Raw genomic sequence first — 19,347 nt, 5'->3', positions numbered from 1 at the left:
TAAGAGACGTTGAAAAAACTGCTACTAGCTTGCTTATTGATCTCCTTTAGTGGTTTGGCTAACACGCCATTAACGATTCGTTACTCTGCTGATGGCCATCCTTATCCTGCAGAGTTACTAGCGTTGATACTCAGTAAGTCAGCTATTACTATGGTGCCTAATAAAGTGCCCGATATTCCTTCACAAAGCAGAGCGATTCGTTTATTGGGTAAGGAAAATGGCATAGATGTGTTTTGGGGAGTAACGAGCTCAGAGTGGGAAACACAGGCCAAAGCAATTTTGATCCCGATAGATAAAGGGTTACTCGGTTATCGCATTCCTGTGGTGCATATTAGTCATAAAGACATGTTTGCAGCGGTAACCCATGCAAGACAACTGACTCCGTTTGTATTTGGTTTGCGGGAAGATTGGCCGGATACCGCTATTTTTAAACGGAATGAGTTAGATACATTAATGTATGGGATGGGCGCCGAACCAATCGCAATGTTGCGCTCTGGACGTATTGATGCACTGCCATACGATATCTTTGATTTACCCAAAAATCATGGCGATGATATTATTCACGAGTCGCATATTGCTATTCGTTACCCATCAGCGGTGTATTTTTTTGTGGCAAAAAATAATCAAGCACTACACAAATTACTGCAAGATGGCCTATTAGCTGCGATTGCTGATGGTTCTTTCGACACGCTATTTTTTGAATATTTTGCTGCCACTATTGCACAAGCTGATTTGAAAAATCGCCGTATTATTGAACTAATGAATCCCTTACTGCCACACAGTGCGCCAATTTATCAGCCGCAGTTTTGGCTTGATAAAAGCAGCTTAACCAAATAATCTAACGCCATAACAATAATGATAGGTGCAACATGTTTAAAAAATTATCGCTTATTGGCGCTGCTTTATTAGCTAGCCAAATGAATGTGGCACAAGCCGATACTCAGCCTACGGCGGCGGCAATTATTAGTCAAGCAACGCAGCAGCAGTGGCGGGTAGTGGATGCTGACAATATTATCAAAATCACACTGCCAACAGGCGCTGCTTATATTGAACTTAACCCACAGCTTGCACCGAAACACACGCAAAATATCAAACAGCTTGCTCGTGAGGGTTTTTATAAGGATTTAAATGTTTATCGCTTTGTGGAAGGCTTTGTAGCACAAGGTGGCGATGAAAGTGGTAAAAAGCCAGTCAAAATCGCCGTTAAAGCGATACCCGCAGAGTTTTATTTAACGACCCCGAGCCCCGTAAATATTACCGAACTTGACCACAGTGATGGTTACGCCGCTATTACCGGATTTTTGAATGGCTTTGCCGTGGCACAAAACGATGCGCAAACGCAAACTTGGCAAGTGCATTGCAATGGTATTTTTGCGATGGCTCGGGATAACGATATTAACAGCGGCGGCACTGAGTTTTATGTCACCATAGGCCATGGTCCGCGTTATTTGGATCGTAATATTACCGTGTTTGGCCGTGTGTTAGAGGGGATGGAGCATTTTAATCGTTTATCTCGCACTGCTAATACCGACGCTGCTTTTAACCCGATCACGGATTTGCAAGTGTTAGCGGATATTAGTAAGCAAGATAATAGCCAATTTAAGGTCATGCGTACTGATTCTGCCGCATTCTTAGCCTTGATCAAAGCACGAAAAAACCGCTCTGAAGCATGGTTTGTTGAAACGCCTAATTATGTTGATGTTTGTGGTATGCCAATTCCGACGAAAAGAGTCAGTGACTTGGAAAGTTAGCGAGTTAAAATTAACCCCGAGCGCGCTCGGGGTTTTATACAATAAAATGGCTATTACTGACGGTTTATTTTTACATTAAATGGCGTGATATCCTGATCCGTAGAGCGATATGGGTTGATATCAAGGCCACCACGGCGGGTATAACGGGCGTACACTTCAAGCTTATCTAAATTCAATTGCGCCATTAAGTCGCAATAAATACGCTCTACGCATTGTTCATGAAATTCGTTATGAGTACGAAACGAAATTAAATAACGCAGCAATGATTCATGGCATATCTGCTCACCACTATAACGAATAATAATGCTTGCCCAATCTGGTTGCGAGGTGATCAAGCAGTTTGATTTTAATAAATGACTGTGCAGCGTTTCGGTTATTACCTCGCTGCTCGCTGCTTTTAAACTATGAGCGCCTAGCTGGTAGTCAGTGATCTCTATATCTAACTCATCAATACACACACCGGGTAAGGGGGTAGATGGCAAACAGTTATAATCTGCGGGGCTATATAAAGTGACTGTAATAGGCATTGCTACTGCAGCAGATAAGTCGGCGGTTAAAATGGCGGCCACATCATCAACTGAATCAAAACGAGTCTGGTTAAAGCTATTTAGATACAGTTTAAAAGACTTAGATTCAATAATATGGCTGCTCTGACAGGGAAATTCAAAGCTTGCTACAGCAACCACGGGCTTACCTTTTGGGTTTAACCATGAAAGCTCGTAGCCGGTCCAAATATCTTGGCCTTGAAAAGGCAGGGCGCTTTCATCAATGTTTAAATCATCGCGATTAAGTTTTCGGGCGATCGGAAACAGTAGGCTAGGTGTATACGTATCAACATACTCAGTTGCTTGACCAAGCACACTGTCTTTTAATTCTGGTGCGTTGCTGTAATCTGTCATATTAGGTCTTTTGTAGTTACAATAGCGCCATTATACCTAAAGCTTATGAGTTTCACAGCATGACTATTGTTACCCAGTTAGAACAACTCCATCAACGCTTTGCCAGCAAGCAACAAGCGCAAACCGGCAAGTTACCACAGATTGAACATGACAGTGATTGGCCAAGCCCGTGTGAAGTTGGCCACCCAGATGAACAAGGGTTGATCCAATGGCAAGCGATAGCTCGCACTCCTAGCGGCTCTTTAACTGACTTAGCCAAGGCGCTAGAGCTTGAGTTTCCTCAAGCGCTGCAACAGTACTATGGTGCGTTTTTCGGCGGTTGTATTATTGCCAACATTGATGGTCATGACGTGGAGTTATTGCAAGCATGGAGCGATGATGATTTTGATTTATTGCAGCAAAATATAACCGGTCATGTCTTGATGAAGCGCAAACTAAAACAGCCAGCGACCGTATTTATTGGCCTCACTGATCAAGAAGACTTATTGGTTTCGGTGTTGTTAGACACCGGTGAAGTGTGTTTAGAGTATGTAGGTAAAAAACCCCATCATGTGCTTAGCGCTGATCTTGGCTCTTTTATAACGGCACTTACCGTGTAAGTGTTTGTACCGCGGAGTAATCGCTACTCCGCAGCGCTTTTTAGTCTCTAGTACGCAAAGACCAAGTGTTACTGAAAATCCCACGATATATTTGACACTAAACCACATGGTTCACATCTAAAATCAAATAACCCAAACCATGATTCAGGTAACTTCCAATCGTTATTACAAGCTGGGCATTTACGTTCCAGCTCAGATGCTTTGTCTTTACCGCCCACCCGATACAAGTAATAATACACCGGTTTTTTAGTTAAAAAACTAACCCGTTTGGCGATGTCTTTACCGCGCCGCGAAAGATCGCTATCAAGGTTTGATATTTCATCCAAGGCAGGAAATTCACAGCGTGTTGCGCCATTAATTTGAATTTGGTCACACGCTTGCCAATCTTCTTGCCATTTTATTAAGGTTTTATAATCACCATTGGCAATGGCAGGTATTTTAAACAACGGAACGGGTAAAAAGTCATCACCACAATACAATGGACTGCATGTATGAACATAGGTGGTATATAAAATATAACTCGATGGTTGATGACACTGATCGGCGCCGTTAGAGTGAATATCTTGACCAATGACTTTGACTTTAGGGGCCAGTAGTCCGGCATCGTGAAGTTTATCAATACTGTGTTTAACAAACGGGCTGTTGTTAAGTGGGTGCATTGCATCATTGGTCGGGCACATAACGCGGGTAATGAAGTAGCCATCTTTTAGCACAGTTGGAAATTCTTCACCCATTATTTGGCCGTTAAAGCGCAATGCATTCACCAAGCGATTTATTGCTTGTTCGGCATTTTCAAGGGTCGTATCTTGGTAACAATCAAACGTTAAATCAACAACAAACATGTTAAGTCTCTAGTTTTTATTTTCGAGTAAGGCGAGTAAGCGATCGAGCTTTTGTTCAATACGATCAAGTTGACTTACATCACTGACAGCCTCAACTGCAACATTGGCGGATTTTGCCAAGTTATGGATAGAATCTGGATTATTTTTATATTGGCTTACAGCGGCAATAATAACAGGTAATGGGATCGGTTGGGTTAGTTTACTTTTAGTTAAAGCGACAGTAGGGGTTTTGCCTTCGTCAAGAAGGGCTTTGATTGCATCAAAAACAACAGCATTCATTCTATTTTTAAACTCTTTAAAGTAAGGCACAGCACACAGATGTGCTGCGCCGGGTATAATAACAGCTGGTTGGCAGTAGCCAAGTACTTTTACTGCTGGCGTAAACGTACATCCAGTTCGTCAATCACTTCACTCCAATCACCATCCTCTGCTAATGACTCAGCAATAAAGTGGCGTTGTGCTTGATCCCAAAATGGCGCGTCTTGCAACAATGTGGTGTCGGGTAATGAATGAGCAGCAATGAAAGTATCAATTTCACTCTCTGAACTTGCCAAGCCCAGTTGTTTGAAGAGTGTATTGATATCGTGTTTAGTAGTATCCATGTCATGCTCCTTGATGATAACGGTAAAACAGTAATCGAACTTTATGATGGGTTGTTAGAGTTTAACACCCGCTGAATTTGCCTTTTAACGCAGATAGGAATATACCTATAGCTGTTGCTATAGAAAAAATCAAAATAAAAATAAGGACGAGTCATGACAGTAGAGACTGACAATGAAACATTGCGTGTGCAGTATATTGCCGCAGAAGACATTAGTATCGCAGCGAGTTTAATTTATCAAGCCTATCATGATGATCCGCTATTGCAACCTATGCTTAATTACAGTGAGGCGAATAAAGCGGTTTATGAAAAAAAACTGCGTGCTTTGATCCGCGAAGAACTCAACACATTTTGGCAAGAAAAACAGCCGCTGATTGGTTTATATAAAAATGATCGTTTAAAAGCGGTTGCGTGTGTATTCGAATCATCAAGTCAGCTGCAAGCTCAGCGTTATTGGCATTGGCGTTTGAAATTAATGCTCAGCGCAGGTTATTTACAAACTAATCAATTGATTGAGAAAGAGCAAACGATCCGCAATGCACTCATTACGCAAGGCAACTATTATTTTTTAGCATTTATTGCGGTTGACCCTCACTTTCATGGTCAAGGTATTGGCCGTTACTTATTACGAGGTTTAAATGATTTAGTGCAAAGTAATGAAGATGCTTCAGGAATGGCGGTTTTTGTTACCCAAGATCAGCATAGCGCATTTTTTGCCAGCGAAGGGTTTGTGTCTTTACAACACCTAACATTTAGTAATGTACAAGGTGAACTCCTGTTTAAATCAGCTCAATGACATGTAGATCTCCAGAGACGTACAAGCAAACTACAGCACGGGTATATTTGTAAAATATACCGCATGAGCAATTTCACAGGTAGTGGTTTTCACATCAAACGGAGCTTAAAACAAAGATGCCTAGTAATGTTAGTCATTTAAAAAGAAATGATGTTTTATATCAAGTCGTTCAATCAGGAAGTATCTGATAATAAATCTAAATTAGAAGTTTTAGACCTTGTACAAAGCATAAAATTGCAGCAGGGTAGAGTGAAAAATGAACAGCATGTTAAGTACCTAAAGATGTGCACAAAGGTAATCTTGCTATTTAGCCGCCTCTAACAAGTAAAGTTATTGTATAGCTTGCTGTTATGCCTAATTAATATAAAAATTAGGGCAACTGTTTTTAATATATTATTGAAGACAGTTTTCATTAAGGACAAATATTGAGAATTTCAAAAATTCAAATCAAAAATTTCAGACTTTTAAAAGACTTTTCTTTAGATCTCGAGGATGAACTTTCACTTATCATTGGTAAAAATAATACAGGTAAAACTTCAATATTAACCTCGCTTGATAAGTTTCTTAATCAATCAAGCCTTAGATGTTTTACGCTTGATGATTTTAATGTTGAATTGAAAAATGAACTGCTTGCATACCTGTCAGGTACCAAGGAAATTCCCATTGAGAACGTTTATCAACCGTTAGGAATTGAGCTTAAAATTTATATTCAGTACTCAGATAAAGATGACTTGTCGCAAGTCCGATCACTCATAATGAGCCTAGATCCTGATGACAATAACATTGTTTTAAAATTTGAATACAACATTGACCGTGAGCTGCTTGTCAAACTTAAAGATGATTATGCCGAAAAATCTGAAAAATTTGATAATAAACCTAATTTGTTTCTTAAAGAGCACTTAGGTGACTATTTTGGTTCGGTGAAAAAGAAAAGCCTTTTATTCTCCGATGAAACTGTTTCTATTGATATTGTAAAAGAAAATATTTCCCTCAACGACATCATATCTTTCAACTTTATTAGTGCTAAAAGGAGTGTGACCAATAAAGATACAGATAAAACTTTATCGCATGGTAATCCACCCATTTTTAATGGAGGCTAGCTGTAGAATTTTCGTTGTTTAACTTTTCCAGTTTTTGTATTGGTGTTATGCCACCTATGCCCATGTTAGGGCGTTCATTATTGTAAGTCCATAACCAATCGGTAGCTCTGTCTTGTAACTCACTAATGTCACTGTAAATATAATGACTTAGCCAGTCATAACGAACTGTTCGATTAAAGCGCTCTATATACGCATTTTGCTGTGGATTACCAGGTTGAATAAATCGTAATTCGATCTCATTATTCAATGCCCATTGAGCGAGTTTATGGCTAATATATTCTGGGCCATTATCACACCTGATGGCTTTAGGTTTACCGCGCCACTCTATAATTTGATTTAACGAGCGGAGCACACGCTCAGCAGGCAGTGATAAATCAGCATCAATAGTCAGTCCTTCGCGATTAAAGTCATCTATTACATTAAATAAACGACACGCTCTGCCATCCGCTAGTTGGTCATGCATAAAATCCATTGACCAGCATTCATTAATGGTTTCTGGTACAGCCAATGGCTCAGGTTTGTCTCTCTTTAAGCGTTTCCTAGGCTTTATTCGCAAGTTTAACTCAAGCTCACGGTAAATGCGGTAAACTCGTTTGTGATTCCATTTATATCGTTTTACATTGCGAAAATATAAAAAGCATAGCCCAAAGCCCCAATTGCGCTTTGATTCAGTCAAATCGAGTAACAGCTCTGCTATTTTTAAGTTTTCATTTTTTAATGTCGACGTATAGCGATAACACGTTTCACTGATCATGAAAGTGCGACAGGCTAAGGCAATACTCATTTTATTTGTACTAACGACTTCATGTGCCAATATCTTGCGCTCAGAAGCCTTCACCACTTTTTTGCCATAGCCTCTTGAATGACCTCGGATTTAAGTCGCTCTTCAGCATACATTTTCTTCAAACGACGGTTTTCATCTTCAAGTTCTTTCATTCTCGTCATTAAAGAGGCATCCATACCGCCGTATTTTGCGCGCCATTTATAAAAGGTTGAGTTACCCATACCATGTTCACGGCATAGCTCAGGGATCGGGACACCACTTTCGGCTTGCTTCAAAATAGCGAGGATCTGACTGTCTGTAAAATGTGCTTTTTTCATAATTTTCTCCTGTGTTTACAATAAGAGAAAATTCTACGTTTGACACCCATTATTTTTCGGGGGGATTACCGCATCAAACGGCTAAGATCTATAAACGGTCAGACGAATCAAATGAACAGATAGATGCTTCTGATAAGTTTAAAGAAACTCTTCGAAAGACTGATGATGAGTTAAGTACAATCTATGCTGATATGTTTGATGAGCTAATCCAGAAAGTTAATCGATTTGGTGGAATTAGCCCTACTGATACTAAACTTAAAGTAGCATCAACTTTACAACATCGTGATCTACTCGATGGCAATACTACGGTGATGTATTCACATGATGCTCATGAGCTACCTGAACATTACAATGGTTTAGGTTATATGAATTTAATAAGCATGATCTTTGATATTGAAATGGTCATGAGTAAGTTTCGACGCTCTATAAATGAAAAACCTGCTGCGATTAATTTGTTTTTTATTGAGGAGCCTGAAGCCCATACACACCCTCAGATGCAATATATATTTATCAAAAATATTAAAGATTTATTAAAAGGTAACTTAGAGCGTGAAGATAGCGTTACGATTCATCTTCAAACAGTTATTACTACACATTCATCTCATATAGTTTCTGAATGCGATTTTGATGATATTAAGTATTTACGAAAAAACAGTTCAAGCAGTACTGTTAAAGCAAAAAATCTCAAATCACTTCAAGATGAATATAAATCAGAAGATGAAGCCGAAGATATTAAACTGAAAAAGGCTTATAAGTTCTTGAGACAGTATCTGACTTTAAATCGAGCCGAACTGTTTTTTGCTGACAAAGCTATCTTTATTGAAGGTGATACCGAAAGAATATTAATTCCTGCGATGATGAAAAAAGTTGACCGAGAGTTTAGCGCTCCTGATGAAACCCCATTATTATCTCAAAATATTTCAATGGTTGAGGTTGGTGCTTATTCGCAAACATTTGAGAAATTCATCGATTTCATTGGGGTTAAATCATTAGTTATTACTGATATTGATAGCCAATACGTACAAGATATTAATGATGTAGAAGGCATAAAGAAAAAGACAAAAAAATGTAAACCTTCAGACCCACTAGCGGACAAAACGTCAAATGCATCATTGAAGTTTTTCTTCAATAATGACGATTTGCTTTTTTATAAAAACTTATCTATTGATGAAAAGTCACTAAGAAAAGATGATGCCGAATGGGTTCAAGATCCAGATGGATATTTTCTAATGGTGTATCAAGTAGAAGAGTCTGGCTATCATGGACGTAGCTTTGAAGATGCTTTCTTTAGTTTAAATAAAGGGCTATTAGGTACGGATGCCGAAGCGTTCCCATCATTAACAAAGAAACACTTTGATATTTATGTTGGAAGTGACGATGCATGTCCGTATGACTTTGCTGAAAAGGCTGTAAATAGCAAGCCTACACTCGCGATTGAGATATTATTGAATAGCGAAAAAGTTGGTGAAAATGATTTTAGTAATTGGCAAGTCCCTAGTTATATCAAGGAAGGGTTATTATGGCTACGCAAGAATTAGATATGACTCAACTTACGACTGAATCTCAGCGGGTTATTGAGTTAATTAGACAAGGCCATAGCTTTCTATTAAGTGGCGGTGCTGGTAGTGGTAAAACCTACTCTTTGGTAGAAATATTAAATGCTATTTTAGTTGAAAAACCAACAGCGTCTATTGCCTGTATTACCTATACGAATGCAGCTGTAGGAGAGATTGAAGAGCGTGTTCAAAATAAAAATATTCACGTTTCGACTATTCATGACTTTCTATGGAATAACATTAAGCACTTTCAGTGTGAACTGAAGAGTACGTTAATTGAATTAATGAATGATGATGAGCAACCAAAAATAAAATCTCCAGATGACGAGGAGGTCGCGGATAGTTTTTTTGATGATCTTAACGATGACATTAAATATAAAGAATTTGTGAGAATTAAAGACGGTTGTATTTCTCATGATGAGGTACTAATTCTCGCTTGTAAAATGTATGAGAAATATGAAAAGCTTTGCGCTATAACTAAAGATTCATACCCCTTTATTCTTGTTGATGAGTACCAAGATACAGGTTCTAACGTAGTAAAGTTGTTGGTAGAGTACTTAAATCAATCATCAAAAAAGAATATTGTTGGTTTTTTTGGTGATGCGATGCAATCAATTTACGAAGGAAGCGTTGGGAATTTAAATGGGTATACTCAACCTAAACGTATTATTGCATTAAAAAAGGAACAAAATACGGATAAAGTTTACTTCTCAGTCATTAATAATTTAAAAGAATATACTCTACTGGCACCAACAGTTATAGAGGTCAAAAAAGTACAAAATCGACGGAACCCTCAACTCGTTATTGATCTAGCTAACAAAATAAGAACGGATGGCTTAATGCAAGAACCATCAGAAGATAATAAAGCCCCTAATATGAATACAGATGGCTCAGTAAAGCAAGGTAACGCACTTTTTCTATATTCCAATAACGATAATTTAGATACAGTCCGACACTACTTGGCTTGGGATTTTGATAGTTCCATTGAGACCAAAGAGCTTAACTTAACTCATAATCTAATCGCGGGGAAAGCAGGTTTTGATGATTTAATGCGCATTTACGATAAAGATAAAGTGTTAGAGTTTATCAAGCGCGTTAAGGCGTACATTAAAAAAAATAGTATTGAAATTGATATTGTAAATAAAACTTTTGGGCAAATTTATGCTGAATTAGGCGGCTTACAAGAAGGTGCGCATAACTTACTTACGCCTACCAATGGGCAACAAAAATATATAGATGATTACCCTCAAGTTTATCAACTGGCATTAAATCAGCCTTATAATGAAATATCTAAACTTTATATCGATAAAGATATGCTGCTTGATGATAAGAAAAATACGGTTGATGATTCAAGTAAGCCAAGCTCTAATAGGGACGACCTGATCAAGCATTTATTTAAAATTGAGCATTGTATTTATTTGTATAAGGAGAAACGATTTAATGAGTTTTCTCGAATAACTGATTTTTTACTTAATTCAGTAGCGGACAAAAAATATTTGAAGGAATCAATGGATGCATTGATTAAAGTTGAAGATAGGTCTATTGGCGATGTGATAGGGCTTGCAAGCAAACTGAACCTTGTTGTTGAAGATGATAAATTAGAAAGGTTTCAAACATCTAGAAATTATGTTTATCAACAAGTCTGTCAAATATCTTACCAACAGTTTAGAAAATTATATCAATATCTAGAAGGCTATACCCCTTTTTCAACACAGCATAAGACTAAGGGGGCTGAATATACTAATGTTCTTGTAGTTCTAGATAATGGTCAATGGAATCAATATAATTTCAACTATCTTTTCGAAGGAAATGGCAATGAAAATGTTCGCCATCGGACTGAAAAAATATTTTATGTTTGTTGTACACGAGCTAAAGAAAACCTTGCTGTCTTTTTCCATCAACCCAGCTCTAATGTAATCGCTAAAGCCCGTGAGTGGTTTGGTGTTGAAAATACTTTTAACTTGGATGAAGAGTAGCAATATTTTCTAGAGGGAGCTGAATGATCATTTTTGATATTAAAACTGGCGTAACTCCGTGATGAGTAATCCAGTTACACTCCAAACAAGTTCAGCAAAAGCTTATTTTTAGTAATGTACAAGGTGAACTGCTGTTTAAATCAGCTCAATGACATTGATTCGGCATAAACGCCATTATGGAAATATCACTGTGAGAGATATCCTACATTATCGTGCGCTTTAGCCGTTTATTCCTCTATAAATAGTGTAGCCAAAGGTTTAACTTATTGTTTTTTATCATATATGTTATTTTTGCAAAATTGTGACATGAAAATTATTGTTATTTGTAACTACCCTTGAGCCTGCTTTGCTTTAAACTTTACTTTGTCAAGACGACATAGACTCAATGAATGAGCTACTGCCAAGGAAATGGATTGTGGCAATTAAGCATGAAGCTTAGCAGGATGCAAATGGACAAGTTAACACGGATGCAAGGATGAACTAGGACACCGCGAGGATGCGGTACATTAGCGGAGCTAATGATAAGGATAGCCCAAAGGATTATATTACAGGAAGTAATAGGAGCGTTTGTAAACGTAGGACGGCCAGGCAGGCAAGAGGATGACACTAGGACGTGTAGGATATTGCATAGATGCAATGTGAGGGTGTATTTGGATATATACCCGTTCAGGGGAAAGATAAAAATGGTTGCTTCGGCATAGGTATGGATGCCTTGTTATGGATGAAGTCAGATTGGGGCGTAACTATATGTTACGCCTTGGTTTTTTATAGTTGACGTGAAATGATTAAACATCAGTGTGCGCTGCTAACTTGCTAACTTGCTAACTTGCTAACTTGCTAACTTGCTAACTTGCTAACTTGCTAACTCGCTACTAAATCTTATGCGGTGGCACCACCACACTTTTTAGCATTTCATTTTCCATAAATAACACTCCTTGATAAACGCTCTCACCGTCACTGGAAAACTCAAACATAAACTCGCTCTTAATACCGGGCTTGCCGCTTTTTAATAAGCCAAAGCGGCGTTTAATACAGGCGACACTCATTAACTGTACTTGCAGTTGCTCACTTTGCCGTTTGGCATGTGCATTTGCGGCTTCTGCCACTTTACGATTAAGCCAAAATAGATAAATAACCGCACCAATGATAATGAATGTCCATAAACTTGCCATTTACGAGAATAACCTTCCAATTGCGCGCGCGAGGGTTTCGCTGCGATTTTCTTTACGTAACAAACCTAATAAGTGCGGGCGAATATTGGGTATTGCAACTAAATCCGCGAAAATACTTGGAAAAAGTTCTTCAATTTGTTGCTGGTGGGCGCAGTTATCCATAAAAATATGTAACCGTTCAGGGTCGCTGAGTAAGTTAAAACACCGTCCTGCTATGGTTTGAATAACATCCGACTCCGTGGCAACCTCTGACTGCAAAATAACATCAACTAATTGTGCGGTTAGTGTTTGCGCTTGTGCTTTTGACATCGCTCGCAAGGCACAGCACAGTGCTAAGGTATCTTTTTGTGCAATGGCTTGTTGAGCATAACTTAACAGTTGCTCACTCAATACAGGGGGAATTTCAACATGTTCAAGCATGGCACTGAGTGGTTGTAATACCTCCGCTGGCAGCTGCTGCCATGCATTTTGCAACGCGGTTAAGTTTTTATCATCATCCAAGCGCAGAGCAAAATCAGCAATGCCTTGCACTGCAACACTTTGCCAATTATCAAACCCTAGTTTGCCACTAAAGTACAATTGGCTGTATTCATAATATTGTGAAGCTGGTTGTTTTAATAGCACTTTTAATTGTGCGTTAAAAGCGGCTAATTTATTGGCATTGGGGGTAAATACGTAAGGGTTGTTATCAAGCTTACCGTCTGCTTGGCTGCCAGTTAAGTCATTACCAATTGCTTCAATCACCATATTGGCAAAATGGTCGCGGCTTGCGCAAACCAGCTTACTTTGCTCATCCACTGGAAATTTTAAGAACCATACATATGGCTCGCTGCTGGCTTTACTATCCCAAAATTGAATGGCTAACCAAGCATGACCTGCTAAAGGAAAAGGATAGGGAACTTGCGCCTGTTCAATGGCGAAAAATTGCTTCTTATCTAGTTTAGTTATATGTCTGCCAATATCAAAAACGCGCCATGTGGTGCCTGCGCCATCCAGTAATTGCCCTAAAGTTGCGATTTGCTCGGTCATAATGATCCACTGATTTTTACTGAAAAATTCTGTAAATTATACGCCATAGCAGGCGCTGAGGGAACAGGGTATAATTAGCCAATATTTATGATTGTAGGTGGTTATGTACCAACAGATCCAAGCGTATTTAACGCAACTGGAAGGCTTATTGAAGCAGCACCAATTGTGGCAAGATCAGCCGCTGGCTGTGCAAGCGTTAAATTCAACCGTACCTTTTTGTCACGATACCATGGCCTTTGAACAATGGCTGCAATTTGTATTTATTAAAAAAATGCAGCTATTGGTCAGCCACGCTCAGCCGTTACCAGCTAACTTTGCCATCGCGCCAATGGCGGAACTGATGTTAGCGCACAAAAGCGGTGGCGCAGCAGTGACGCAATTGTTAGCCCAGCTTGATCAGTTATTAGGAAGTAATAATGAATGAACGTCTAGCCCCTGTTGAGTTTGCTGAGCTTGAAATTTTGTATCGTGATGAAAACTATATCGCGATTAACAAGCCGTCGGGTTTATTAGTACACCGCTCATTTTTAGACAAACACGAAACGCAATTTGCGATGCAGATGCTGCGCGATCAAATTGGTCAACATGTGTTTCCAGTGCATCGCTTAGATAGACCAACATCGGGCGTATTACTGTTTGCATTAAGTTCTGAGGCCGCACGAGACATCAATCAGCTATTTATTGATAATCAAATTACTAAACGTTATTTAGCGTTAGTGCGTGGTTTTGCCCCTGAATCGGTATTTTTAGACAAACCGCTAAAAGAACAGCTGGATAAAATAGCGGATAAATTTGCCGCACAAGATAAAGCACCGCAACAAGCGCAAACACAATTTAATTGTTTGTATCAAGCAACGCTGCCTATCCCCATTGGTAACTACCCTACAGTTCGCTATTCGTTGGTTGAGTGTTTTCCTAAAACAGGCCGTAAGCATCAAATTCGCCGTCATTTAAAACACTTATCTTTACCGATCATTGGTGATGTAAATCATGGTGACAATCAACATAATCAGTTTTTTAGGGAGCATTTTGCACTGCGCCGCTTAATGTTATTTGCAACTGAGCTTAACTTTGTGCACCCTTATACTCAGCAACCAATAAACATTACAGCGCCACTGGGTGAGGCAATGCTAAGCATCTGTACTCAACTAGGCTGGCCAAATCAAGAGAAGGATTATTAATGGCGACTATTAGCATTTTTGTAGGCAGTGTTTACGGTGGCGCTGAGCGCTTAAGTGACGAAGTTATTGACGCAATAGAACAAGCAGGGCACAGCGTAAATTTAGTCGATCAACCAAGTATTGCGGATATTCAGCAAGCCACACATATTTTAGTGATCACTTCGACTACCGGACAAGGTGATATTCCCGATAACCTCGCTGGTTTTTTTAACGAGTTGAATAGCACTTTTCCCATGTTAACCGCTAAGCCTTACGGCATTATAGCTATGGGTGATAGAAGCTATGGCGATACCTTTTGTGGTGCTGGGCGCAGTTTTGATGAGCTATTTCGTGACTTGCAAGCTAAACCGATTGGCCATCGTTTAGAAATTGATGCGTGCGAAGATTTTGAGCCTTGGCCTGTGGCTGAGCCATGGTTACAAGACTGGTTAACTAAATTACCTCAATAACGATGATGCATACTCAAAACGAACAAGAGCGCTTATGCGCTCTTGTTCGTTTTGAGTTAAGTGTTAACTAGGTACTTTTTACGTCAACTTTAAGCTTTAACTTTTGCCCAGGCTGTAAGTACTTTTGGCCTGTAAGATTATTCCATTTAATGATATCGTTTACGCTTAAGTTAAATTTATCGGCAATGCGCGCCAGTGAGTCACCACGGCGAACTTTATAGGTGATTGTCCGGTTGCTACTGACTAACGCTGTCTGAGAGGTCTTAGCGCTCTGATAAACCGTTAACTTTTGCCCTAATCGTAATACGCTGTTCTTTTTAAGCTTGTTCCATGTTGCCAGTTCATTAATCGTAACGTCGTACTCTCGGCTTATATCCCATAAGGTATCGCCACTTTTAACCGTGTGAGAGAGCTTTTTTTGGCTGTTTTTATTCGCTGCCAAACGCACTTGTTCGGGTAAATGTTCGCTATTAATTGCGCCGTCACTTAACGGCACTAATAACTGCTGGCCAACACGAATGGTATTTGATTTGAGCTTGTTGAGCGATTTGATTGCACTGGTGCTGGTTGCAAACTTTTTCGCAATCACCGATAAGCTGTCACCGTTTACGACAATATATTGTTGCCAACGCAAGCGATCTTTAACTTCAGTTTTCGCTAATAAACTTTGAAATTGTTCAACTTTATCGGTGGGCAATAATAAAAAGTGTGGACCATTTGGATCCGTTGCCCAGCGATTAAAGCCAGGATTTAGGCGATACAGTTCGGTAAGGCTGATATCTGCCATTTGGGCTGCCAATGCCAGATCAATTTGTGAACCAATATCAACAGCTTCGACAACTTGTGCATTGATGATTGGGTTCCATTTTAGGCCAAATTCATCAGCGCGATTTAATAAGTCAGACAGTGCAAGTAATCTAGGTACATAGGCGGTGGTTTCGGTTGGCAGATCAAGCGACCAAAAATCGGTCGGTAAATGTTTTTTGCGATTCTTCTTTATCGCGCGTAACAAACGACCTTCACCTGAGTTATAAGCAGCAATGGCGTTAAGCCAATCACCATCTAAGGTTTTGTGTAAATAAGATAAGTAATCGAGTGCGGCGCGAGTTGATTGCACAATGTCGCGACGGCCGTCGTACCACCAGTTTTGTTTTAAGTCAAAACGCTCACCGGTTTGCGGCATAAATTGCCAAATTCCCGATGCACTGCGGTTTGAATAACCAAATGGATCAAAGGCACTTTCTACAATCGGCAGTAATGCGATCTCGATTGGCATATTACGCTTTTCAACTTCTTCTACAATAAAATGTAGGTAAGGCTCAGCACGTTTTGAAATGCGATCTAGGTAAGCTTGGTGCTTTGCATAATAATTACGTTCAGCAACCACTGGGCGGTTTTGCGGTACTTCTATTGATAATTGGTAACGAATTCGCTCCCATACATCATCAAAAACGGGTGGCGCTTCATCGACATCATTCACTTGATGGTATTGCGCATTGATCATCAATGCTTCGCTAATGTCATTCGGGCTTGCGCCTTCCAGTTGCGATTGCGTTGCTTGCTTGGCAATAGCGTCGTCAGACTGTGTTGATGTCAATGTTTGACAACCACTTAGCACCAGTGCCAAGGCTAAAACGAGGGGAGATTTATTCATAAATACCAATACATCAGGTAAAAAACTCGGCGAATACTACCCGTAATGAGCTAACATTGCCACTTTTTGACCATTTAAAAACTGCAATAATCACTGTATAAAAATCATAATAGCTTGATTATTTTTAATTTATTGTTTTAAAAGTGGTCTTTCCAGGTTCTAAGACCTGCAAAGTTTTGCCAAGGTTCATTATTTTGTAATGTGTTTTTTGTAAACGGATTATATTGTTTAGGTAAGTGGTCCGTTATTCCCGCAATATCAGTGCGCATAAAAGGGTTGATTTTTAGTTCTAACGCCAGCGTGCTTGGTAAGGTAATTTGCTTGTTGTTGCGCTGAGTATCTACCCACTGCGCATGCTCAATTAAATCGCGGTTGCTAGGTTCAACTGCCAACGCAAAGGCTAAATTTGCTTGCGTGTATTCATGGGTGCAGTAAATTTCACACGCTGGGGGTAATTTTTTTAATTTATCAAAAGAGTGCTGCATTTGCGCCGCGGTTCCTTCAAATAAACGTCCGCAGCCGCCGCTAAATAAGGTATCGCCGGTAAAAGCAAGCGCGGGATTGGTATAGCAAATATGATCTAAGGTATGCCCCGGGGTGGTAATAATCGTAAACTCAGTATTAAGGACAGTGATCACATCAGCCTCGTTTAGCGCTTTAGTGATCCCTTTAAATGGGCTATTAGCTGGTCCGTAGACATCAATATCGGCAAATTTTTCACGTAAGGCATTTACGCCATCAGTATGGTCATAATGATGATGGGTAATTAAAATTCCCGCAAGGGTTAAGCCTGCCTGTGTTAAATAGTTGAGCACGGGCTCTGCCTGACCTGGGTCAACTACCCATGCATGAGTCGTACTAGGCTCGCTGATACACCAAATATAATTATCTGAAAAGGCTTTAATTGCTTTGACTTGCACCATGTGGCTTTGCTCTATAAAGTGACGATATTAGATAGTATAACGAGCTCAGCGTATGAAACCAGCCCTTAGTTTTCAAGAAGGACCCAAGCCACTGTCTTGGCAAGAGTTTCCTCATGGCGACTATTTACGTAGTGATATAGAACGTAAAATAGATAAGTGGTTACCGCGTATGTTTGGTTATCACATGTTAAAACTGGGAAATTTGAGTGGTGAACTCAATACCAGCAAAAGCACGATAAAACATCAAGTGTGTGTAGCAGAGTCAGGGCCATTTACTGGCGTGATTGCAGATATTGATGAGTTACCATTTTACGAGCACAGTGTTGATGCATGTATTTTAAGCCATTGCTTAGAGTATCATTCTGATCCGCATCATATATTACGTGAAGCGCACCGCACTTTAATACCAGGTGGTTATATGGTGATCACTGGCTTTAATCCATTTAGCTTATGTGGATTGGCGCAGTTATTGCCGTTTAGCGGTCAAAAGCTGCCGTGGACAGGACGTTTTTTTACCCCTGCACGTGTTAAAGACTGGCTTAATTTGCTTGGCTTTGAAATTGTTAGTGATGAGCGTTTTATTTATTCATCACTCGCGCGGGGGAATCGCTTGTCACGGTTTTCGCCATGGCGCCGTTTTACTAAGCAATATTTAAAACCGATGGGCAGTGTTTATATGCTGGTGGCCCGCAAGCGAGTAGCACCATTGACACCAATAAAACCTAAATGGCACGCACGTCCTCAGTTTGCGCCAGTGAAAGGTGCCGGATTACGTCAAACCTCAAAGCAGCACCGTGAGCGGGATAGTTAAATAACGTTGCGCATTTTGCTGTGCTTGCGGTAATTGCCCTGCGCGAATGTTCATTTGTATTGCTGGGTGAAGTAAAGCAGGGGCATTAAGAGTGGCATCGCGTGTTTGCCGAGTTTGAATATAACCTTGCTCCGTATTTTGCAGGTGAATATTACTATTACGCTGTTGCGCAACGGTGGTTTTATTTGCTAACTCGCGGCCATTTGGTTGATAGTCATGGCACATCCACAATATGGTTTGATCTGGTAAAGCGAGTATCCGTTGTAATGAGTGGTACAACTGCTTGGCACTGCCACCTGGAAAATCACAGCGCGCGGTGCCGCTATCGGGCATAAAGAAAGTGTCACCAACAAATAAATTACCCTCCACTAAATAACAAACGCTATCTGGGGTATGCCCGGGTGTTGCGATCACCGTAACGTTATACTCGCCAAGCATAAAGTTGTCATTATCGTTAAATAGTTGCTCAAAAGGGCTGCCGTCACAGGGCATATCAATATCATATAAACGGCTAAAGTGTTGCTGCACTTGTGTTATTTTGCTGCCTGTTGCGAGCTTACAAGGATGGCTAGGGGCAAGTTGCTGTTTGATATAACTTGCCGCTGTAATGTGGTCGGCATGGGCATGACTTTCTAAGATCCACTCAAGCACCAGCTCGTTTGCAGCTATGTGACGAATAATGTCATTTGCGGTTTTAAAGCTCAAGATGCCGCTAGCGGCGTCAAAGTCTGCAGTGCTATCAATCAACATGGCCGCCTTAGTGAGACTGCAAGACACTAAATAGCTAAAGGTAGCACTTTGTTGATGAAAAAAAGACTCGACTAAAATAGACATTAAACAACTCCGTTATATGATATAGCTAAATCTTATATCATATAATTGATAGTGTTAAATGCTTTGCGGTGAT

Annotated in this window: 21 protein-coding genes; 11 read left to right on the top strand and 10 right to left on the bottom strand. The window is 39.9% G+C overall.

The window, feature by feature from the left end; translation table 11 throughout:
• The first annotated feature begins 9 nt into the window (after positions 1-9).
• Together ACMVDV_RS06615 and ACMVDV_RS06610 are read left to right on the top strand one after the other, a co-directional pair.
• Positions 10-837 carry a hypothetical protein gene (locus tag ACMVDV_RS06615; RefSeq protein WP_304184220.1) on the top strand — a complete coding sequence of 276 codons (828 nt, stop codon included), beginning with the start codon at positions 10-12 and terminating at the stop codon, positions 835-837.
• A gap of 80 nt (positions 838-917) precedes the next feature.
• Positions 918-1,751 (top strand): peptidylprolyl isomerase, encoded by an 834-nt coding sequence (locus ACMVDV_RS06610; protein ID WP_416159061.1) that lies wholly within the window; start codon positions 918-920, stop codon positions 1,749-1,751.
• Positions 1,752-1,804: 53 nt separating this feature from the next.
• Here ACMVDV_RS06610 and queF read toward each other — a convergent pair whose 3' ends face one another.
• Positions 1,805-2,650 carry an NADPH-dependent 7-cyano-7-deazaguanine reductase QueF gene (gene queF / locus ACMVDV_RS06605; protein ID WP_304184219.1) on the bottom strand — a complete coding sequence of 282 codons (846 nt, stop codon included), beginning with the start codon at positions 2,648-2,650 and terminating at the stop codon, positions 1,805-1,807.
• 59 nt (positions 2,651-2,709) lie between these two features.
• Here queF and syd point away from each other — a divergent pair, with 59 nt between their 5' ends.
• Positions 2,710-3,249, top strand: a complete 540-nt coding sequence (gene syd / locus ACMVDV_RS06600; protein WP_304184217.1) for a SecY-interacting protein — start codon at positions 2,710-2,712, stop codon at positions 3,247-3,249.
• A gap of 68 nt (positions 3,250-3,317) precedes the next feature.
• Here syd and ACMVDV_RS06595 read toward each other — a convergent pair whose 3' ends face one another.
• The 3 genes from ACMVDV_RS06595 to ACMVDV_RS06585 form a co-directional block, all read right to left on the bottom strand.
• Positions 3,318-4,091, bottom strand: coding sequence for a Zn-ribbon-containing protein (locus ACMVDV_RS06595; RefSeq protein ID WP_304184215.1), 774 nt, complete (start codon positions 4,089-4,091; stop codon positions 3,318-3,320).
• Positions 4,092-4,100: 9 nt separating this feature from the next.
• A complete protein-coding gene (locus tag ACMVDV_RS06590) occupies positions 4,101-4,370 on the bottom strand; it encodes a hypothetical protein (protein ID WP_064668352.1) in 270 nt (89 codons plus the stop codon).
• A gap of 89 nt (positions 4,371-4,459) precedes the next feature.
• Complete coding sequence (locus ACMVDV_RS06585; RefSeq protein ID WP_064668351.1) at positions 4,460-4,693, bottom strand: DUF2789 domain-containing protein; 234 nt, start codon at positions 4,691-4,693, stop codon at positions 4,460-4,462.
• 153 nt (positions 4,694-4,846) lie between these two features.
• Between ACMVDV_RS06585 and ACMVDV_RS06580 the strand changes: the two genes are divergently transcribed.
• Complete coding sequence (locus ACMVDV_RS06580; RefSeq protein ID WP_304184210.1) at positions 4,847-5,488, top strand: GNAT family N-acetyltransferase; 642 nt, start codon at positions 4,847-4,849, stop codon at positions 5,486-5,488.
• 425 nt (positions 5,489-5,913) lie between these two features.
• Positions 5,914-6,588 carry an AAA family ATPase gene (locus tag ACMVDV_RS06575; RefSeq protein WP_416157598.1) on the top strand — a complete coding sequence of 225 codons (675 nt, stop codon included), beginning with the start codon at positions 5,914-5,916 and terminating at the stop codon, positions 6,586-6,588.
• On the opposite strand, the gene ACMVDV_RS06570 is transcribed toward ACMVDV_RS06575, so the two are convergent.
• A protein-coding gene (locus ACMVDV_RS06570) for an IS3 family transposase (RefSeq protein WP_416156808.1) occupies positions 6,575-7,689 on the bottom strand; the annotation gives its coding sequence in 2 pieces (ribosomal slippage) (positions 6,575-7,437 and positions 7,437-7,689; 1,116 coding nt in all). The two genes, ACMVDV_RS06575 and ACMVDV_RS06570, sit on opposite strands and share 14 nt — an antisense overlap.
• An 11-nt stretch (positions 7,690-7,700) precedes the next feature.
• Between ACMVDV_RS06570 and ACMVDV_RS06565 the strand changes: the two genes are divergently transcribed.
• Both ACMVDV_RS06565 and ACMVDV_RS06560 read left to right on the top strand, forming a co-directional pair.
• Complete coding sequence (locus tag ACMVDV_RS06565) at positions 7,701-9,227, top strand: ATP-dependent nuclease (protein ID WP_416157597.1); 1,527 nt, start codon at positions 7,701-7,703, stop codon at positions 9,225-9,227.
• The gene (locus tag ACMVDV_RS06560) at positions 9,209-11,221 is read left to right on the top strand and encodes a UvrD-helicase domain-containing protein (RefSeq protein ID WP_416157596.1); all 2,013 of its coding nucleotides are present in this window, start codon (positions 9,209-9,211) and stop codon (positions 11,219-11,221) included. Before ACMVDV_RS06565 ends, ACMVDV_RS06560 begins: the two co-directional genes overlap by 19 nt.
• An 872-nt stretch (positions 11,222-12,093) precedes the next feature.
• On the opposite strand, the gene ACMVDV_RS06555 is transcribed toward ACMVDV_RS06560, so the two are convergent.
• Both ACMVDV_RS06555 and ACMVDV_RS06550 read right to left on the bottom strand, forming a co-directional pair.
• Complete coding sequence (locus ACMVDV_RS06555; RefSeq protein ID WP_416157595.1) at positions 12,094-12,393, bottom strand: DUF3301 domain-containing protein; 300 nt, start codon at positions 12,391-12,393, stop codon at positions 12,094-12,096.
• Positions 12,394-13,422, bottom strand: a complete 1,029-nt coding sequence (locus tag ACMVDV_RS06550; RefSeq protein ID WP_416157594.1) for a DUF3549 family protein — start codon at positions 13,420-13,422, stop codon at positions 12,394-12,396. It lies immediately after the preceding gene.
• A 103-nt stretch (positions 13,423-13,525) separates the two neighbouring features.
• Between ACMVDV_RS06550 and ACMVDV_RS06545 the strand changes: the two genes are divergently transcribed.
• From ACMVDV_RS06545 to ACMVDV_RS06535, 3 genes are read left to right on the top strand one after another with little or no spacing between them, the layout of a single operon-like run.
• Positions 13,526-13,846 (top strand): YqcC family protein, encoded by a 321-nt coding sequence (locus tag ACMVDV_RS06545; protein WP_416157593.1) that lies wholly within the window; start codon positions 13,526-13,528, stop codon positions 13,844-13,846.
• On the top strand, positions 13,839-14,603 hold the full coding sequence (gene truC, locus ACMVDV_RS06540) for a tRNA pseudouridine(65) synthase TruC (RefSeq protein ID WP_304184204.1): 765 nt from the start codon (positions 13,839-13,841) through the stop codon (positions 14,601-14,603). The genes ACMVDV_RS06545 and truC overlap by 8 nt, the downstream gene beginning before the upstream one ends.
• A complete protein-coding gene (locus tag ACMVDV_RS06535) occupies positions 14,603-15,052 on the top strand; it encodes a flavodoxin (RefSeq protein WP_304184202.1) in 450 nt (149 codons plus the stop codon). The genes truC and ACMVDV_RS06535 overlap by 1 nt, the downstream gene beginning before the upstream one ends.
• A 67-nt stretch (positions 15,053-15,119) precedes the next feature.
• Here ACMVDV_RS06535 and ACMVDV_RS06530 read toward each other — a convergent pair whose 3' ends face one another.
• The gene (locus ACMVDV_RS06530; protein WP_304184200.1) at positions 15,120-16,706 is read right to left on the bottom strand and encodes a LysM peptidoglycan-binding domain-containing protein; all 1,587 of its coding nucleotides are present in this window, start codon (positions 16,704-16,706) and stop codon (positions 15,120-15,122) included.
• A gap of 137 nt (positions 16,707-16,843) precedes the next feature.
• Positions 16,844-17,629, bottom strand: coding sequence for a hydroxyacylglutathione hydrolase (gene gloB / locus ACMVDV_RS06525; protein ID WP_416157592.1), 786 nt, complete (start codon positions 17,627-17,629; stop codon positions 16,844-16,846).
• 52 nt (positions 17,630-17,681) lie between these two features.
• Between gloB and ACMVDV_RS06520 the strand changes: the two genes are divergently transcribed.
• Complete coding sequence (locus tag ACMVDV_RS06520; protein WP_304184197.1) at positions 17,682-18,440, top strand: class I SAM-dependent methyltransferase; 759 nt, start codon at positions 17,682-17,684, stop codon at positions 18,438-18,440.
• Here ACMVDV_RS06520 and ACMVDV_RS06515 read toward each other — a convergent pair.
• Positions 18,411-19,274, bottom strand: coding sequence for an MBL fold metallo-hydrolase (locus ACMVDV_RS06515; RefSeq protein ID WP_416157591.1), 864 nt, complete (start codon positions 19,272-19,274; stop codon positions 18,411-18,413). The two genes, ACMVDV_RS06520 and ACMVDV_RS06515, sit on opposite strands and share 30 nt — an antisense overlap.
• Between the last annotated feature and the right edge of the window lie 73 nt (positions 19,275-19,347).

This window comes from Pseudoalteromonas sp. ASV78 (assembly GCF_047806705.1).
Classification (GTDB): Bacteria; Pseudomonadota; Gammaproteobacteria; order Enterobacterales; family Alteromonadaceae; genus Pseudoalteromonas; species Pseudoalteromonas prydzensis_A.
Note: the sequence above shows the minus strand (reverse complement) of the source record. Positions and strands in the feature narration are given on the sequence as shown.

Coding starts and splice junctions, on each gene's coding strand:
- ACMVDV_RS06610 (WP_416159061.1), top strand. CDS start 918: ATGAATGTGGCACAAGCCGATACTCAGCCTACGGCGGCGGCAATTATT.
- queF (WP_304184219.1), bottom strand. CDS start 2,650: ATGACAGATTACAGCAACGCACCAGAATTAAAAGACAGTGTGCTTGGT.
- syd (WP_304184217.1), top strand. CDS start 2,710: ATGACTATTGTTACCCAGTTAGAACAACTCCATCAACGCTTTGCCAGC.
- ACMVDV_RS06595 (WP_304184215.1), bottom strand. CDS start 4,091: ATGTTTGTTGTTGATTTAACGTTTGATTGTTACCAAGATACGACCCTT.
- ACMVDV_RS06590 (WP_064668352.1), bottom strand. CDS start 4,370: ATGAATGCTGTTGTTTTTGATGCAATCAAAGCCCTTCTTGACGAAGGC.
- ACMVDV_RS06585 (WP_064668351.1), bottom strand. CDS start 4,693: ATGGATACTACTAAACACGATATCAATACACTCTTCAAACAACTGGGC.
- ACMVDV_RS06580 (WP_304184210.1), top strand. CDS start 4,847: ATGACAGTAGAGACTGACAATGAAACATTGCGTGTGCAGTATATTGCC.
- ACMVDV_RS06560 (WP_416157596.1), top strand. CDS start 9,209: ATGGCTACGCAAGAATTAGATATGACTCAACTTACGACTGAATCTCAG.
- ACMVDV_RS06555 (WP_416157595.1), bottom strand. CDS start 12,393: ATGGCAAGTTTATGGACATTCATTATCATTGGTGCGGTTATTTATCTA.
- ACMVDV_RS06550 (WP_416157594.1), bottom strand. CDS start 13,422: ATGACCGAGCAAATCGCAACTTTAGGGCAATTACTGGATGGCGCAGGC.
- ACMVDV_RS06545 (WP_416157593.1), top strand. CDS start 13,526: ATGTACCAACAGATCCAAGCGTATTTAACGCAACTGGAAGGCTTATTG.
- truC (WP_304184204.1), top strand. CDS start 13,839: ATGAATGAACGTCTAGCCCCTGTTGAGTTTGCTGAGCTTGAAATTTTG.
- ACMVDV_RS06535 (WP_304184202.1), top strand. CDS start 14,603: ATGGCGACTATTAGCATTTTTGTAGGCAGTGTTTACGGTGGCGCTGAG.
- ACMVDV_RS06530 (WP_304184200.1), bottom strand. CDS start 16,706: ATGAATAAATCTCCCCTCGTTTTAGCCTTGGCACTGGTGCTAAGTGGT.
- gloB (WP_416157592.1), bottom strand. CDS start 17,629: ATGGTGCAAGTCAAAGCAATTAAAGCCTTTTCAGATAATTATATTTGG.
- ACMVDV_RS06520 (WP_304184197.1), top strand. CDS start 17,682: ATGAAACCAGCCCTTAGTTTTCAAGAAGGACCCAAGCCACTGTCTTGG.
- ACMVDV_RS06515 (WP_416157591.1), bottom strand. CDS start 19,274: ATGTCTATTTTAGTCGAGTCTTTTTTTCATCAACAAAGTGCTACCTTT.